A 15,823-nucleotide genomic window follows, 5' to 3' on the forward strand; every position below is an offset into this window, starting at 1 on the left:
TAAAGCAAAGGCAAAGTCACGGCTTTGCTCAGAGGGGATATATTGACAACTTTATGTTGTCTTAGAGGGGCCTGAGTATTTTCTGGTAAATGGAAATACTAATAAAACGGTAATTCCATTAAAGCCCAATCTTGCCAAACAGTTAGCGATAGTAGCAATGTCAATGTATACTAACTTTTGGATTTAGCTGAATAAATTCCGCCGATAAAAATTACAATTGCAACTCCTACATAGATATAGCCTTGTTGCTGTCCGGATTCATTTGAAGCGTCTATTTTCAGTCCTAATAAATTTACCTTTTTTGTGCTACCCGAAATTTTATTGATCCCCATATAACCAATTGCCAAGCTAACTACAATTAGTATTATTCCGATAATTTTTGATGTGTTCATATTTAGTGTTTTTTTTAATTGCTCTAATTTAGCGAAATTAAATCTGGCTTACTGTATGAAGTGGGTATTATATAAAAAAAATGCAATTGGATGTAATTTTTCAAGCAATTATTGCAGCAGATTGGTGGCTTTTAGAATAACGGCTCTCCATTTAAATCTGTAGTAAGTACTTCACTCATATAATCGAAAAAAGGTCGCATTGCCAAAAATGTTGCCATCACTTCTTTCTGAAAATCATCAGACAAAACTTCGCTGTCTGTAAATTTTCGCATCAGTACAAATTGCTTTTTCTTTATCAGATTGATTGCTGGGTGATTTTTATCGAAGCCCTTGGGAGCCGTTTTTACTCCATCTTCTCCTTTAAGTTCTCCGAAATATTTTACGAAAGTAGGGTTGGAAGTAATCTTTTTGATTGCTGTTGTGTCTATTTCGAATTCTTTACGTATGCGAAGCAAATCTGCAGTACTTGGTCCCCAAAAGCCTCCTCCGACAAAACTATTGTTTGGCTCCAATTGAATATAATAACCGCCCCTCAGCATTGGTTTTGCACGGGAATAACCCGCTCCCAAATACGATTTGTAAGGCGATTTATCTTTGGAAAAACGAACATCCCTGTAAATTCTAAAAATGTGGATTCCCTGTAAACTATCGTGTTTTTGAAGTTCGGAATAAATTTGATCGAAAAAAGTTTTATTTTCTTTCATAATCAAATCGTATTCTAGCTTATGGCTAGCAAACCATTCCCGATTGTTGTTTTCTTTTAGGTGTTTAAGAAATTTAAATGCCTCTTTCATACTGTTGTATCGGTCAAAAGTTCTACTGTTTTTCTCATTTGTTTCAAGTGTTAATTGTCTTTTCGGGTTGTTTTTAATTTAAGCTCAATTTTCGGATTTGGTAAATATTCCAGTTTTCATTAAGTCAATTGCTTAACTATTTTGTAGCTGGCAGTGGTTCCTTATTGTCTGGGAATAATTCCCAATTGATTCATAAATTCCAAATTATCCATAAAATCCTGTTCCTGCATTATTTTTCCGTTTTTCATTTTTACCAAAGTAACACCTTCAATATTTACGTTTTTTCCTGTAGCCGGAATTCCAAAGAAAACGCCTGTGTGTTTGCCTTCAAATCTCCAATGTTTTACAATCCTATCGTCTTGCCCGAAAGTATCAATAATTGTAAACTTTATTCCAGAAAAACCAACCAAAAAGTTTTTGTAATAATCCTTGAAAGCTTCAATACCGACAATGTTTTTGGGTGTGCTCACTAGAGTGACATTCTTGTCAAACATTTTCTGGTCGATAAGTTCAATCTTTCCCTGATTGACAATGGCATCCCAGGTTGTCTCATAATTTTTTATGTTTTCATTGAGCTTTGCTTCAGCAATTTTCATTTTTTCGCATTCTGAAGAATCTGCTTTTTGACAACTAAAAATTGACCCTGTTATCGCGACTCCAATAATCGCGCAATAAAATAATTTTCTAATCTTCATAATTTTGTATTTAAAGTTAATTATTGATTTTTAGTAGTTATTACGATGGTGAATTTTCATTATTACAAATGTCGAAATTTGTTGTGGTGGTTGGACGGATAGCCCTTTATTTTGGTTTAATGGGACACAAAAAGGTCGATACAAACAAAAGTGCATATTGAAATAAACAATCCAATTATTCCAATAGCAATTATTCTCCACCAACTATAATATTGACCGCCATTTTCAATATGCTCATTCGCTTTTTGTTCCTGAAAACGTTTTGCAAGAGAAGATGCTATTGCAGTATAAATTATAGGGATTATTTGATTTGGTATTTTGACATTTTCAGGAATAAAAGATAGCCCGCCAAAAATTACAATTGTTGTAACTATTGCAATAATCCAAGTTATTTTTGCTTTTTCGTTCTCATTAAAAACTTTAAAGTTTTCTGCTATTAAATAACCCGCAACTAAAGGTCCCCCTAAAAAAGTACCAACCCAAATAGCTCGTTCTTTATAAATTTTTTCTGTCGGGATTTCGGTAAAAATTGATTTTTCTATTAATTCTTCTTCCATAATTATTTTTTCTAATTTCGGGTTTTTCGTTAAGGATTAGCGCCAACTTTCTGGCACTACCTTTAGATTTGCATAATAAATTATTCGTAAATTTAAATTAACAACCAAACTGACAAAGTACACCATTGGTACTACAAAGTTTTTAGACTTATCCGCTGATTAGGACTTTGTCAGTTTATATTGAGCAAGCATCAAATAGTAATTCAGGTTTTAAGGCCTATTTTCAAGGTTACGAGTGTGTTCAATAATTTGGTTGCTAATCCTTAAAATCTTTTCTTATGAGTAAATTTAAACATTTTTTAGGTATTGATGTGTCAAAAGAATATTTTGATGCCGTAGTAATTTTGGATAGAAATAAAGAAAAATCAATTCACAGCCAGTTTGTAAATGATTACAAAGGAATCAAGTCCCTTTGCAAATGGCTCAAGGAACAAGGTTCGACGTTTGAAAACACGCTTGTTTGTTTAGAACACACAGGAATGTACGGTAAGTTAATAATCAAATGTCTAATGATTGAAAAGTTCTCACTTTGGGTCGAAATGTCACTGAAAATTATTCGCAGCATTGGGGTTCAAAGAGGCAAAAACGACAAAGTTGATGCCCAAAGAATTGCTTTTTATGCCATGAAAAATGTGGAGGAAGCAGTTATTTTTAATGCTCCCAGAATGGAAATCAACAAAATGAGAAATCTTTTGTCCCTGCGGGAAAAATTAGTTGCAACAAAAGCTTCTTTGTTGCGAAATGTAAAAGAACTCAAAGCCTTTGATTTGGAAGTAGCCAGACTCTCTGAAAAACTACAGAAAAGCACCATCAAGGGAATTGATTTGGATCTAAAAAACATTGAAAAACAATTGGACAAAACAATAAGTGACGATGAAAATATTTCTAGAATTTTCACTCTTGTCACATCTGTTATTGGCATAGGAAAAGTAACGGCTTTGTTTTTGATTTGTTTTACAAACGAATTTACAATGTATACAACTCCTCGCCAACTGGCTTGTTATGCAGGTGTTGTACCTTTTGAACATACCTCGGGGAAAAGTATTCGCTCAAAACCAAAAGTCCATTATGTGGCTAACAAAAAATTAAAAAAACAGCTTCATATGTGTGCCTTGTCAGCAATTACCAGTGATCCAGAATTAAAAAATTATTTTAATCGAAAGGTGGAAGAAGGTAAAAACAAGATGCTTATCATAAACAATGTTAGGAACAAACTTGTACATAGAGTATGTGCATGCATAAGAGAAAACAAAATGTTTGAAAAAAGACAAGTAGCGTAAAAAAAACATTAAATAAAATTTCTTTTGAAAGGAAAGAGAAAAAAATGCTCTTCCCCTTCGCAAGACTTTTTTGTTTTTTCTAAACCAAAGTTATTAATTATTCGCAAAAAATAGATGGCTTTTTTTATGAATTTTTATTTGGTAATTTCATAGTAATCAGCGGGTTTGGGACTAAATCAAGCCCTATTTTCGGATTTGCCAAATCATCCCAAATACAAAACCATTTTCAAATTAAGCCTAAAACCCAAATTTCTTGTAGCGTGTGTTATGCGTTTCCGGCTTTTTATTTTTCATTTTTATTAATCCAATTTGCTATATCATTACAAGCTGCTTGAACTACCAACCAAGATATTTTACAAGTATCAATATCAGGATTCGTTCTTACAGCAAGTTGTTGATATGGATGAATAATATTTCTAAAATCTCGGAGTGCGTGGCTAAATTTCTTTACGTCGAGTTGTATCCAACCAACTTCATGTCCAACGTCAATCATATCGCTTAAAGTCCAATCTGCAAAATGTTTTACAACTCCATCTTTTTTTGGAGCATTTGATGCTTTGTTTGCAATTTGTGGTCTTCTTTGCATAGTTCCCATTAAAAAGCCTTCCAGCATACTTCCCATCATAATTACGGCACTAACTGTAGCATTTACATCTATGCAACTTTGGATTTCATTCCATCTTTGTTGAAGTATTTCTGAAATTCCAGTTTCTAAATTTAACTTGTTAAAATCTGGTGGCGGTAATGGTTTCAGTTCTCTTTCGGCAGGTTTCTCTTCAAAATCATAATTTGGTTTTTGTCTAGTCAATTTTGGCTCAATTCCTTCAATTATAATTTTCAAACTTTCTACTGCTAAAATTTCATTCATAGTATTCAAAGCTAGTTTTATATGCTCTCTATTTCCACCATAAAGTTTAGGCGATACTAATCGTAAAATTACTTTTTGTAAATCTGTTCCGTTTAATTTTGAAATTATTTCTTGTGCCCATTTATTTCTTGTCGAACCATCATGAGTTGCATCAATTCCTATTTCTTGAAAAAATCTCGTTAAATAAAATGAACTTCTGTAAACAGGATATTTAGCAACATCGTCTCCACAAATAAATTCTCCAATTTTATTTTTTGTTGTTGCATCCATTTATATAGTTGTTCTTATTTATTTCTGTACATATTTTTTTACACTCACGTAGCCTGACCGCTAACGCTCTGGCACTACCTTTAGATTTGCATAATAAATTATTCGTAAATTTAAATTAACAACCAAACTGACAAAGTACACCATTGGTACTACAAAGTTTTTAGACTTATCCGCTGATTAGGACTTTGTCAGTTTATATTGAGCAAGCATCAAATAGTAATTCAGGTTTTAAGGCCTATTTTCAAGGTTACGAGTGTGTTCAATAATTTGGTTGCTAATCCTTAAAATCTTTTCTTATGAGTAAATTTAAACATTTTTTAGGTATTGATGTGTCAAAAGAATATTTTGATGCCGTAGTAATTTTGGATAGAAATAAAGAAAAATCAATTCACAGCCAGTTTGTAAATGATTACAAAGGAATCAAGTCCCTTTGCAAATGGCTCAAGGAACAAGGTTCGACGTTTGAAAACACGCTTGTTTGTTTAGAACACACAGGAATGTACGGTAAGTTAATAATCAAATGTCTAATGATTGAAAAGTTCTCACTTTGGGTCGAAATGTCACTGAAAATTATTCGCAGCATTGGGGTTCAAAGAGGCAAAAACGACAAAGTTGATGCCCAAAGAATTGCTTTTTATGCCATGAAAAATGTGGAGGAAGCAGTTATTTTTAATGCTCCCAGAATGGAAATCAACAAAATGAGAAATCTTTTGTCCCTGCGGGAAAAATTAGTTGCAACAAAAGCTTCTTTGTTGCGAAATGTAAAAGAACTCAAAGCCTTTGATTTGGAAGTAGCCAGACTCTCTGAAAAACTACAGAAAAGCACCATCAAGGGAATTGATTTGGATCTAAAAAACATTGAAAAACAATTGGACAAAACAATAAGTGACGATGAAAATATTTCTAGAATTTTCACTCTTGTCACATCTGTTATTGGCATAGGAAAAGTAACGGCTTTGTTTTTGATTTGTTTTACAAACGAATTTACAATGTATACAACTCCTCGCCAACTGGCTTGTTATGCAGGTGTTGTACCTTTTGAACATACCTCGGGGAAAAGTATTCGCTCAAAACCAAAAGTCCATTATGTGGCTAACAAAAAATTAAAAAAACAGCTTCATATGTGTGCCTTGTCAGCAATTACCAGTGATCCAGAATTAAAAAATTATTTTAATCGAAAGGTGGAAGAAGGTAAAAACAAGATGCTTATCATAAACAATGTTAGGAACAAACTTGTACATAGAGTATGTGCATGCATAAGAGAAAACAAAATGTTTGAAAAAAGACAAGTAGCGTAAAAAAAACATTAAATAAAATTTCTTTTGAAAGGAAAGAGAAAAAAATGCTCTTCCCCTTCGCAAGACTTTTTTGTTTTTTCTAAACCAAAGTTATTAATTATTCGCAAAAAATAGATGGCTTTTTTTATGAATTTTTATTTGGTAATTTCATAGTAATCAGCGGGTTTGGGATTAAATTAAGCCCTATTTTCGGATTTGCCAAATCATCCCAAATACAAAACCCACTTTCCATTTAGCCAATTGCCCAAATCCGTTGTAGTGGCTGTTGGTGGTAGTGCATTTTTATTTCTGTGATGATTCTCCATACCAATATTCTGCTGTTACACCTCCGTCCATTAAAAAATCACTTCCTGTTATAAATGCTCCATCTTGTCCCATTAATAAATTCGCAACATTTCCAACTTCGTCAGGCGTTCCTGCTCTACCAACTGCACAAGAGTCAATCATTTTTCTATAACCATCTCCTCTCGGTCCATTTAGTTCGTCTTTGGCAAGTGGTGTAATTATAATTCCAGGACTAATTGTGTTTATTCTTGCACCGCGTTTTCCCCAACGAACTGCTTCTGCCATTACTCGCAATGAATTCCCTCTTTTTGAAAGTTGATAAGAATGAAGGGAGTCTTTTATTTTGTCTAGCTGAAGAAATGGCAATGAAAGTAATTCTTCTGTTGGTGTAGTCGCAAGTGCTTTGTTTTGCTCTATTGACAAAGGTTCTAATCTGTGTCCTGATTGAGAAGCGATAACAACTCCTGAACCGCCTTGAAAAATTACTTTTCCAAATTCTTCAAGCACAATTGCAGTTCCGTATAAATCAACCTTCAAAATTGTCTCAGGTGAAGCTTGCGATGGTGAAACTCCTGCTGTATGAATTAATCCTACAATGTCTCCTAATTCTAAAGCAACCTTAATCATCAAAAGTACCGATTGTCTTGAAGAAACATCAACTGTCGTGGTGCTCACTACAAAACCAGCTTCACTTAAAACTACAGAAGCCTTGTCAGCATTTGTTTCGTTTAGGTCTGCAAGTAAAATGTGTTTATCTGCTCCAATTCGCCTTACAATTGCTTGTCCAATTGAACCTGCTCCAATTACAACTATTATTTTTTTATTCATTATCTGTCACTTTTTAAGGTTCCGTTCGTTGGCATTACCACCAACTAGTGTGTAGCTCTGACATGTGCAATCCTTTTGGTATTGCTAAAGTATAAATAAATCCGTATGAATCAGAGCAAATGTATTTATTTAAAGGAACCGAATAGTTCTTGAAAAAACAAAACTTTTTGCTTTCCCTAAAGATCTCGGGTGCGCGTGAGGGATAGCGCCAAATTACCGCAGTAATGGCAATAGCCCGACCACCGTCAGGAAAAAGGGCCGTGACGACACAGAAGCTAGCCCTTTTTTCTGACGGTGGTCACGCCCAAAATAGCAATAGTAATTTCTACAATTTTAAATTTCGTAGTCTCAGCGCATTTGTAATTACAGAAACCGAGCTGAAACTCATGGCCAAAGCGGCTATCATCGGCGAAAGCAAAATTCCGAATACGGGATACAATACACCTGCAGCAACCGGGATTCCTAGCACATTGTACAAAAAGGCAAATACCAGGTTTTGTTTGATGTTTCGCATTACGGCGTGGCTCAGGTTTTTGGCTTTTACGATGCCTTGCAAATCGCCTTTTACGAGTGTGATTTTGGCACTTTCGATGGCGACATCGGTTCCGGTTCCCATCGCAATTCCGATATCGGCTTGCGCCAAAGCGGGAGCATCGTTTATTCCGTCGCCCGCCATCGCAACAATTTTTCCTTGTGCCTGTAATTTTTTTATTTGCTGGAGTTTGTCTTCGGGTAAACAGCTCGCTTTGTAGGCAGACAAGCTCAACGTATCTGCCACTGCTTTGGCAGTATTTTCATTGTCACCCGTAAGCATAATCACTTCGACTCCCTGACGAATTAGCTCCTGAACCGCAGCAGCACTGGTTTTTTTTATGGCATCTACTATCGAAACAAAACCAACCACATGACGATCAATGGAAATATAGGAGACTGTTTTGCCTAGCTTTTGTTCTGCCCCAATTTTATTTTCTAATTCATCGGGAACGTTGGCGTTGATTTGCTCCATTAATTTTTTATTGCCCAAAGCCACTTTTTGGTTGTTGACACTTCCCAGAACTCCTTTTCCGGCAATGGCTTCAAAATCCTGAACTTCGGATAAAGTGCTATTCTGTGTTTTGGCAAATTGAAGAACGGCTTCCGCCAAAGGATGTTCGCTGTATTTATTGACCGAAGCAATCAATTGCAGCAGATTCTCTTCATCATTATTTACCGCATATACGTTCTCTACCGAAGGTTTTCCCTCTGTGAGGGTTCCTGTTTTGTCGGTAATTAAAACCGTTACTTTATTCATATTTTCGAGTGCTTCGGCGTTTTTTATCAAAACCCCCGATTGCGCCCCTTTTCCTACTCCAACCATAACAGACATGGGTGTTGCTAGACCCAAGGCACAGGGACAGGCAATAATAAGCACCGCTATGGCATTGATAAATCCGTATACCAATCTGGGTTCGGGACCAAAATTGACCCAAACAAAAAAGGTCAAAAGAGCAATCAGCACTACAATGGGAACGAAATATTTGGCAATCCTGTCGGCCAGTTTTTGAATGGGTGCACGAGATCGGCTGGCGTCGTTTACCATTTGAATAATTTGCGAAAGCAGGGTTTCGGAACCTACTTTTTCGGCAACCATCTCAAAGGATTTGTTGCCGTTAATGGTTCCGGAACTTACCGAATCGCCAATGGTTTTGTCAACAGGGATCGGTTCTCCGGTTATCATCGACTCATCAACATGACTCGAACCGTCGGTTATTTTTCCGTCCACCGGAATTTTGTCTCCCGGTTTTACACGCAACAAATCACCTTTCTTGATGTCGTTGATCGAAATTACTGAATCTTTACCCTCAATAATCAAAGTAGCTTCGGTAGGCGCCAATTTCAACAGTGCTTTTATGGCACCGCTGGTCTGGCTGTGCGCTTTGGCCTCCATCAATTGTCCCAATAATACCAAAGTAAGGATTACGGTTGTGGCTTCAAAATAAAGCGATACCACCCCGTGATGATTTTTGAATTCATGTGGAAAAATATCTGGAAAGAACAATCCCACCAAACTAAACAGAAACGCGACTCCTGACCCAATCCCGATAAGCGTAAACATATTGAGATTCCAGGTCAGTATCGATTTCCAAGCTCTTACAAAGAATATCCAACAGGCATAAAAGACAACCGGCAATGACAAAAACAGCTGTACCCAGTTCCACTTGTTGGGATCCATCAATTGATATATTGGATTATTGGGAATCATGTCGGACATGGCAATGATAAAAATAGGCACTGTAAATCCGACCGCAATTTTCATTTTTCGCAACATGGCTTTATACCCTTCCTCTTCATCGGAATCGGCAGTGGCCATTGGCACCAAATCCATTCCGCAAATTGGGCATGAACCAGGCTGATCCTGAACAATCTCGGGATGCATCGGGCAAGTGTACTTCGCTTTTTGAGCAGCCAATTCGGGGTATTTTACCAAATCCATTCCGCAAACCGGACAATCTCCCGCTTTGTCATAGACTTTGTCGCCTTCGCAAAACATCGGGCAATAATACTTTCCCGGATTGTTATTTGGAATTTTATGGTGCTGATGTTCGTTTGGTTCTTTTGAGTCGCAACACGATTTGGTTGCGGATTTACCTTGTTGTTGATGAGCTGTCGATGCTGAATCGTCTTCGGCTATTGTGTATTTTCCAACGGCGTATAAGGCTTTTTGAAATTGGAAAAGGGGAATGTGTTTTTCCATAACAATTGTTGCCATTGGCGGATCTAAAGTAACCGAAGCTTTTACCCCTTCAATAGCATTTAATGTTTTTTCCACTTTAGAACGGCAACCATCGCAAGACATTCCTGTAACAGTATATGTATGTGTCATTATTTTTCTTTATAAAAAAACAGCCTTGTAAAATTACAAGGCTGTTTAAAATAATTTTATTGTTTGATCTCTTTAGTTTCCACTTTTTTCTCGGTCATTGCCATTCCACATTTTGGGCATTTCCCTGGTTTATTGGCAGTAGAACCGTCCATTGTACAAACATATTTGGTTTTTACGGTAGTGGAAGTCTGGCTTCCTTTGACAGCGGCATTGTGAACAGTTACTTTAGTTGCCACCATGTCCATGCCACATTTTGGGCATTGTCCCTTTTTGTCACTCATTTCTTTGGGATGCATCGGGCAGGTATACATTGTTTTCTGAACCTCTTTTTTGGTTGTCGTAGTTGTTGTTTTTGTTGTTGTTTGAGCTGATACGGCGGTACCTATAGCAAAGAATGCCGCCAAAGCGATAAATAGTGTTTTCATGATTTTTATTTTTAATGATTTATTTATTTTAACTAGTCAAAGTTCAGAAAATAATAGTGTGCTATTGTTGTATATTTCCCAAAACCATTTGTAAAATTTACAAATGATCTATTTGCGTTCTTTTGTTTTTATCCAGCAATTTGAATTTAGTAGGTGTGATTCCCGTTATTTTTTTGAATTGATTACTCAAATGAGCTACATCACTATAATTCATTTTATAGGCAATTTCACTTAATGACAATTCATTATACGTCAATAGCTCTTTTACTTTTTCAATTTTTTGCTTTATAAAAAAATGTTCGATAGTCACTCCTTCAACCTCTGAAAATAAATTACTTAATGTGTTGTAATCTTGAGCTAAGTTTTGGGCTAAATAGCTCGATAAGTTGACTTTTAAACCCAAATTCTGATGATGAACCAATGCAATAATTAGACTTTTTATTTTTTCGACAGTGATTCTTATTTTGTCCTCAACGATTTCAAAACCGAGTTCTTCCAACCTTTTTTTCAAAAGCAGTTTGTTCTTTTCGTCCCATTCATTCAAAAGTTCGACTTGACCCAACTCGATTGCAAGTGGATGGATTCCGGATTTTTCAAACTCAGATCTCACTGCCATTATGCAACGATCGCAAACCATGTTCTTGATGTATATTTTCATTTTTTTGTGTCCAAAATGTGACCTAACTAATGTTCATAAATTGCAAAACTGCATTTGGTTTCCTAGGGATTCCAAATGCAGCTATTACAATATATAAGAAGTTTATATGCCTTTAAAATAAGACAAAACAGGAATCATCTTGACTTTTAAATAAACATTTCAACTTTAATTATTTTTCGTTACCAATAATAGAATAAACAATAGACTGGCATAATGAAAGAATCACACTAAAAATCATGGCAACCCAAAAAGTATCTACTGTAAAACCTCCAACAATTTTGGTACACAGCAATATAATTATGGCGTTTACAACCAATAAAAATAATCCTAGAGTTATAATTGTAAAAGGCAGTGTTAACAATACCATTATAGGTTTAACAAATACATTAAGCAATGCCAAAACGACTGCAACCACGGCTGCCGTATAAAATCCCGCCACATGAACACCCGGTAAAAAATGAGCAATTCCAAAAACTAAACCTGCAGTAACGATTATTCTAATTAGTAAATTCATAGGTATCTCTTTTTAAAATTTTAATAAATATAGTAAAATTTTTATTTGTATCTAAATTATTTCAAAAAAGCGTTTACCAATTCATAAAACATTTTAGGATTTTCGGCATGAAGCCAATGACCTACATTTGGAATAGTCTGAATATCTGAATTTGGGAAATGTTTTTTTATATTTTCAAAATCACTGTCCAAAATATAATTTGAATTTCCACCGCGAATAAAAAGTGTAGGCTTTTTAAAAACCGAATCTGGATTTAATGCTTTACCGATTTGATCGATTTTATGATTAAAAACACTCAAATTAAATCGAAAAGCCAATTGTCCCGGTTCTTGCCAGTACAGGCTTTTCATCAAAAATTGTCTTGTGCCAAAATCAGGAATGTAATTTTTCAATACTTCCTCAACTTCATTTCGACTGGGTTTAACCGAAAAATCAACAGCATTCAATCCTGCCAAAATATCTTGATGGTGTGGTGCATAATATTTTGGACCAATATCCGCTACTACTAATTTATCGATAAGTTTAGGATAGGTAGTCGCCAAAAGCATAGCTATTTTACCGCCCATTGAGTGGCCAATAATAGAAATGTTGTTTAAATTATTTTCTTGACAATAATCATAAACATCCTGAACCATAACTTCATAACTGAACTCTTCAGAATGAAAACTGCGCCCATGATTTCTCATATCTAATAAATGAACTTGAAAACCAGCTTCAGCAAATTGAACACCAAGGGTTTTCCAGTTATCTGACATTCCCAGGAATCCATGAAGTATTAAAAGAGGAAAACCTTCTCCTTCTATTTTTGAATATAACATATTGAATACAGATTGAAAATTAGAAACTATTTTAATTTTTGCAGATACATGTTTACCACATTATCCAAACCTAGGTAAATAGCTTCTGAAATAAGGGCATGTCCAATGGAAACTTCCAATAGTCCGGGAATATTCTGGTTGAAAAACTGAATGTTATCCAAACTCAAATCGTGACCGGCATTAATTCCCAATCCCAATTCATTTGCCAAAACGGCTGAAGCAACGTAAGGATCAATTCCATTCTTATTACCTAAACCATATTGATGGGCAAAAGCTTCTGTATACAACTCTATTCTTTCGGTTCCTACTTTTTTTGCTCCTTCAATCATTTCAAGAACAGGATCGACAAAAATAGAAGTCCGAATTCCGTTTCTTTGAAATTCTTTAACAACATCTGTCAAAAAAGAAGCATGCTTTATAGTGTCCCAACCCGCATTTGAAGTTATGGCATCCACCGCATCGGGCACTAAAGTGACTTGAGTAGGTTTTATTTCGAGTACTAAATCAATGAAAGACTGCTCTGGATTTCCTTCAATATTGTATTCTGTGTAAACAATTGATTTTAAATCTCTCGCATCCTGATAGCGAATATGGCGTTCATCCGGACGAGGATGAATTGTGATTCCTTGACCTCCAAATTGCTGAATATCAGTAGCCACTTTGAATAAATCGGGTACATTTCCGCCCCGTGCATTACGCAAAGTAGCAATTTTATTTATATTAACGCTTAATTTTGTCATTGATAGAACTATTATTAGGTGTATTATTATATTTATTAAGGCAAAAATACAAAGTAAAAGGTAGCATATTTTGCATATTTTTGATTATTTTGCGTCAATTATTGAGGATAGATTTATGACAGATATTAAAAACTACATAACAAACGATTATAAGGCGATTAACAGCTACGAAACTATTGGAGCTGTTCAGGATTTCTTTGCCGATTTGCACTTTTCTCATTTCCCGGTAATCGAAGAAGAAATTTTTATTGGAAGCATCGCTGCCGATGATATTGAAACTTTTGATAGTGATAAAACTGCAATTGACTATAAATACACCCTCGAACATTTTTTTGCGAGATCAAATATGATATGGCTAGATGTGTTGGAAGTTTTTGCAAAAAACCATACCAATTTGGTTCCTGTTTTGGATGAAAACAACAAATATTTAGGGTATTATGAGATTCAAGATATTATAAAATTCTTTCATGAAACTCCATTTTTAAAAGAACAGGGAGCTATTATAGTAGTCAGAAAAAATACCGTTGATTATTCGATGAGTCAAATTACCCAAATAGTCGAAAGTAATAATGGAAAATTATTGGGATTGTTTATCTCAGATTCCGATATAAATACTGTTCAAGTAACTATTAAAATAAATTTAGGTTCATTAAACGAAATAATACAAACCTTTAGAAGGTATAATTATGAGATTTTGTCTGAGCATTATGAAGACAATTACATCAACAACCTAAAAGAACGATCCGATTATTTGGATAAATACATGAACATGTAATTTCCACAATTCCATTCAAAACAACAGATCAACCAAAAACATGAAAGTAGCTATTTACGGTCAGTATTATTTAGTAAGCACAGAACCCATTATCAAAGACATCTTTGTTTTTTTTAACACTAATAATGTTGAAATGGTTATTGAATCGAATTTTCTGAAAATGCTGTATGAAAAAAATATTATAAAAAAAGAGTACAAAACATTTTCTGACCATTCTGAATTAGACAAAAGTTTTGATATGCTAATTAGTATTGGCGGAGATGGTACAATATTGAGAGCGGTAACACTTGTTCGCAATTCAGGCGTACCTATTCTAGGTATTAATGCAGGGAGGTTAGGTTTTCTTGCAACTGTACAAAAAGAAAACATTGCCGAATTCATGCAATTTGTAATTGACAAAAAATACACCATATCAAAAAGAACATTATTGAGTCTAAAATGTTCACCAGACAATGAAGCCATAGAAGAACTGGATTTTGCAATGAATGAAATATCGGTAAGTAGAAAAGACACTACTTCAATGATCACAATTGAAACATATTTAAACGATGAGTTTTTAAACTCGTATTGGGCAGATGGCCTAATTATTGCAACACCAACTGGCTCGACAGGATACTCATTAAGCTGTGGCGGCCCTATTTTGACACCAACGGTAAAAAGTTTAGTAATAACACCTATTGCACCACACAATCTGAATGCCAGACCATTAGTAGTTCCAGATGAAACCGAAATCAGACTGAAAGTTTCTGGAAGAGAGGAACAATATTTAGTTTCGTTAGATTCAAGAATAACAACAGTAAAAAACGATTCTATTTTAACGATAAAGAAAACACCTTTTGAAATTAATATGGTTGAAATTCCAGAAGAAACCTTTTTAAAAACATTAAGAACCAAATTACTTTGGGGAGAAGACAGAAGGAATTAAGCTGCTTCAAAAAAATTTATACGATAAAGATCCTTTTTGTCGTTTGATATCAGTAGTATGTAGATACAAATAGTGGTCTGGTCTAAAATAAAGCACTATTATCATAATCTGTATTGAATACTATTGATAATTATTATATTTGCACGCAATTTTTAAATTTATGAAGAATATTTTCATTTCATTTTTATGTTTTTTTGCTTTTTCAACTATTCATGCTCAAATTCATGAAATAGGTGTTTTTTTGGGCGGCAGTAATTACATAGGAGATGTTGGTTCTACAAATTACATTAACCCAAACGAACCAGCTTTTGGTATTATATACAAATGGAATAAAAGCCCGAGACACGCCTATAGATTTTCTTACACTCAATCACAAATATCATCAAATGACAATGATTCTAAAGAGCCTGGCAGATATAATAGAGGATATAGTTTTGTAAATAATGTAAAAGAATTATCTGCAGGGTTGGAATTCAATTTTTTTGATTTTAACCTTCATGAATATAAAAACAAAATCACACCTTATGTGTCATCAGGTTTGAGTTATTTTTTTTATGACGGTAAATATTTATCTGGTAACACGATAGCAACAAGTGGAACATTAACTTCAATCGCCATACCGATGATCGTTGGTGTAAAATCAAATATTGCTGAAAATTTTATTTTAGCTGTCGAAGTTAGGGCCAATTATACTTTTACCGATAATATTGACGGAAGTAATGTTAAAAACGAATCTTTCCCTAAATTTGGTAACATAAATAATAATGATTGGTATGTTTTTTCGGGAGTTACACTTACGTACACGTTTGGAGAAAAACCCTGTTATTGTAGAGAATAG

General features: G+C 34.7%; 17 protein-coding genes. 5 read left to right on the forward strand and 12 right to left on the reverse strand.

Annotated elements, in window-relative coordinates:
- Positions 1 to 170: 170 nt before the first annotated feature.
- From OLM57_RS01790 to OLM57_RS01805, 4 genes are all read right to left on the reverse strand, one after another.
- Entirely contained in the window at positions 171 to 392 is a 222-nt protein-coding gene (locus OLM57_RS01790; RefSeq protein WP_264565527.1) for a hypothetical protein, read from the reverse strand.
- 131 nt (positions 393 to 523) lie between these two features.
- A complete protein-coding gene (locus OLM57_RS01795) occupies positions 524 to 1,186 on the reverse strand; it encodes a DUF2461 domain-containing protein (protein ID WP_264565528.1) in 663 nt (220 codons plus the stop codon).
- Positions 1,187 to 1,347: 161 nt separating this feature from the next.
- On the reverse strand, positions 1,348 to 1,881 hold the full coding sequence (locus OLM57_RS01800) for an ester cyclase (RefSeq protein WP_264565529.1): 534 nt from the start codon (positions 1,879 to 1,881) through the stop codon (positions 1,348 to 1,350).
- A 116-nt stretch (positions 1,882 to 1,997) separates the two neighbouring features.
- Complete coding sequence (locus OLM57_RS01805; protein ID WP_264565530.1) at positions 1,998 to 2,438, reverse strand: hypothetical protein; 441 nt, start codon at positions 2,436 to 2,438, stop codon at positions 1,998 to 2,000.
- 278 nt (positions 2,439 to 2,716) lie between these two features.
- Here OLM57_RS01805 and OLM57_RS01810 point away from each other — a divergent pair, with 278 nt between their 5' ends.
- Positions 2,717 to 3,718, forward strand: coding sequence for an IS110 family transposase (locus OLM57_RS01810; protein ID WP_264563942.1), 1,002 nt, complete (start codon positions 2,717 to 2,719; stop codon positions 3,716 to 3,718).
- Positions 3,719 to 4,001: 283 nt separating this feature from the next.
- Here OLM57_RS01810 and OLM57_RS01815 read toward each other — a convergent pair whose 3' ends face one another.
- Positions 4,002 to 4,856, reverse strand: coding sequence for a hypothetical protein (locus OLM57_RS01815; protein ID WP_264565531.1), 855 nt, complete (start codon positions 4,854 to 4,856; stop codon positions 4,002 to 4,004).
- Between the two features lie 296 nt (positions 4,857 to 5,152).
- Here OLM57_RS01815 and OLM57_RS01820 point away from each other — a divergent pair, with 296 nt between their 5' ends.
- Positions 5,153 to 6,154, forward strand: a complete 1,002-nt coding sequence (locus OLM57_RS01820) for an IS110 family transposase (protein ID WP_264563942.1) — start codon at positions 5,153 to 5,155, stop codon at positions 6,152 to 6,154.
- 282 nt (positions 6,155 to 6,436) lie between these two features.
- On the opposite strand, the gene OLM57_RS01825 is transcribed toward OLM57_RS01820, so the two are convergent.
- The 7 genes from OLM57_RS01825 to OLM57_RS01855 form a co-directional block, all read right to left on the reverse strand.
- The gene (locus tag OLM57_RS01825) at positions 6,437 to 7,267 is read right to left on the reverse strand and encodes an SDR family oxidoreductase (protein WP_264565532.1); all 831 of its coding nucleotides are present in this window, start codon (positions 7,265 to 7,267) and stop codon (positions 6,437 to 6,439) included.
- A gap of 325 nt (positions 7,268 to 7,592) precedes the next feature.
- Positions 7,593 to 10,130 (reverse strand): heavy metal translocating P-type ATPase, encoded by a 2,538-nt coding sequence (locus OLM57_RS01830; RefSeq protein WP_264565533.1) that lies wholly within the window; start codon positions 10,128 to 10,130, stop codon positions 7,593 to 7,595.
- Between the two features lie 56 nt (positions 10,131 to 10,186).
- Positions 10,187 to 10,555, reverse strand: a complete 369-nt coding sequence (locus tag OLM57_RS01835) for a heavy metal-binding domain-containing protein (RefSeq protein WP_264565534.1) — start codon at positions 10,553 to 10,555, stop codon at positions 10,187 to 10,189.
- A 97-nt stretch (positions 10,556 to 10,652) separates the two neighbouring features.
- Entirely contained in the window at positions 10,653 to 11,213 is a 561-nt protein-coding gene (locus OLM57_RS01840) for a helix-turn-helix domain-containing protein (RefSeq protein ID WP_264565535.1), read from the reverse strand.
- Between the two features lie 169 nt (positions 11,214 to 11,382).
- Entirely contained in the window at positions 11,383 to 11,727 is a 345-nt protein-coding gene (locus OLM57_RS01845) for a phage holin family protein (RefSeq protein WP_264565536.1), read from the reverse strand.
- 56 nt (positions 11,728 to 11,783) lie between these two features.
- Positions 11,784 to 12,545, reverse strand: a complete 762-nt coding sequence (locus tag OLM57_RS01850) for an alpha/beta fold hydrolase (RefSeq protein ID WP_264565537.1) — start codon at positions 12,543 to 12,545, stop codon at positions 11,784 to 11,786.
- 26 nt (positions 12,546 to 12,571) lie between these two features.
- Positions 12,572 to 13,285, reverse strand: coding sequence for a pyridoxine 5'-phosphate synthase (locus OLM57_RS01855; RefSeq protein WP_264565538.1), 714 nt, complete (start codon positions 13,283 to 13,285; stop codon positions 12,572 to 12,574).
- Positions 13,286 to 13,400: 115 nt separating this feature from the next.
- On the opposite strand from OLM57_RS01855, the gene OLM57_RS01860 reads away from it, so the two are divergent.
- The 3 genes from OLM57_RS01860 to OLM57_RS01870 all read left to right on the forward strand — a co-directional run bounded on the left by OLM57_RS01860 (position 13,401) and on the right by OLM57_RS01870 (position 15,823).
- A complete protein-coding gene (locus OLM57_RS01860) occupies positions 13,401 to 14,060 on the forward strand; it encodes a CBS domain-containing protein (protein WP_264565539.1) in 660 nt (219 codons plus the stop codon).
- A 40-nt stretch (positions 14,061 to 14,100) separates the two neighbouring features.
- The gene (locus OLM57_RS01865; RefSeq protein ID WP_264565540.1) at positions 14,101 to 14,985 is read left to right on the forward strand and encodes an NAD kinase; all 885 of its coding nucleotides are present in this window, start codon (positions 14,101 to 14,103) and stop codon (positions 14,983 to 14,985) included.
- Between the two features lie 160 nt (positions 14,986 to 15,145).
- Positions 15,146 to 15,823 (forward strand): DUF6089 family protein, encoded by a 678-nt coding sequence (locus OLM57_RS01870; RefSeq protein WP_264565541.1) that lies wholly within the window; start codon positions 15,146 to 15,148, stop codon positions 15,821 to 15,823.

Origin of the sequence: Flavobacterium sp. N3904 (assembly GCF_025947305.1) — a bacterium.
In the GTDB taxonomy this organism is placed as follows: Bacteria; Bacteroidota; Bacteroidia; order Flavobacteriales; family Flavobacteriaceae; genus Flavobacterium.

What these genes read in the sequence shown, in the direction of transcription:
- OLM57_RS01790 (WP_264565527.1), bottom strand. Translation starts at nt 392, where the DNA reads ATGAACACATCAAAAATTATCGGAATAATACTAATTGTAGTTAGCTTG.
- OLM57_RS01795 (WP_264565528.1), bottom strand. Translation starts at nt 1,186, where the DNA reads ATGAAAGAGGCATTTAAATTTCTTAAACACCTAAAAGAAAACAACAAT.
- OLM57_RS01800 (WP_264565529.1), bottom strand. Translation starts at nt 1,881, where the DNA reads ATGAAGATTAGAAAATTATTTTATTGCGCGATTATTGGAGTCGCGATA.
- OLM57_RS01805 (WP_264565530.1), bottom strand. Translation starts at nt 2,438, where the DNA reads ATGGAAGAAGAATTAATAGAAAAATCAATTTTTACCGAAATCCCGACA.
- OLM57_RS01810 (WP_264563942.1), top strand. Translation starts at nt 2,717, where the DNA reads ATGAGTAAATTTAAACATTTTTTAGGTATTGATGTGTCAAAAGAATAT.
- OLM57_RS01815 (WP_264565531.1), bottom strand. Translation starts at nt 4,856, where the DNA reads ATGGATGCAACAACAAAAAATAAAATTGGAGAATTTATTTGTGGAGAC.
- OLM57_RS01820 (WP_264563942.1), top strand. Translation starts at nt 5,153, where the DNA reads ATGAGTAAATTTAAACATTTTTTAGGTATTGATGTGTCAAAAGAATAT.
- OLM57_RS01825 (WP_264565532.1), bottom strand. Translation starts at nt 7,267, where the DNA reads ATGAATAAAAAAATAATAGTTGTAATTGGAGCAGGTTCAATTGGACAA.
- OLM57_RS01830 (WP_264565533.1), bottom strand. Translation starts at nt 10,130, where the DNA reads ATGACACATACATATACTGTTACAGGAATGTCTTGCGATGGTTGCCGT.
- OLM57_RS01835 (WP_264565534.1), bottom strand. Translation starts at nt 10,555, where the DNA reads ATGAAAACACTATTTATCGCTTTGGCGGCATTCTTTGCTATAGGTACC.
- OLM57_RS01840 (WP_264565535.1), bottom strand. Translation starts at nt 11,213, where the DNA reads ATGAAAATATACATCAAGAACATGGTTTGCGATCGTTGCATAATGGCA.
- OLM57_RS01845 (WP_264565536.1), bottom strand. Translation starts at nt 11,727, where the DNA reads ATGAATTTACTAATTAGAATAATCGTTACTGCAGGTTTAGTTTTTGGA.
- OLM57_RS01850 (WP_264565537.1), bottom strand. Translation starts at nt 12,545, where the DNA reads ATGTTATATTCAAAAATAGAAGGAGAAGGTTTTCCTCTTTTAATACTT.
- OLM57_RS01855 (WP_264565538.1), bottom strand. Translation starts at nt 13,285, where the DNA reads ATGACAAAATTAAGCGTTAATATAAATAAAATTGCTACTTTGCGTAAT.
- OLM57_RS01860 (WP_264565539.1), top strand. Translation starts at nt 13,401, where the DNA reads ATGACAGATATTAAAAACTACATAACAAACGATTATAAGGCGATTAAC.
- OLM57_RS01865 (WP_264565540.1), top strand. Translation starts at nt 14,101, where the DNA reads ATGAAAGTAGCTATTTACGGTCAGTATTATTTAGTAAGCACAGAACCC.
- OLM57_RS01870 (WP_264565541.1), top strand. Translation starts at nt 15,146, where the DNA reads ATGAAGAATATTTTCATTTCATTTTTATGTTTTTTTGCTTTTTCAACT.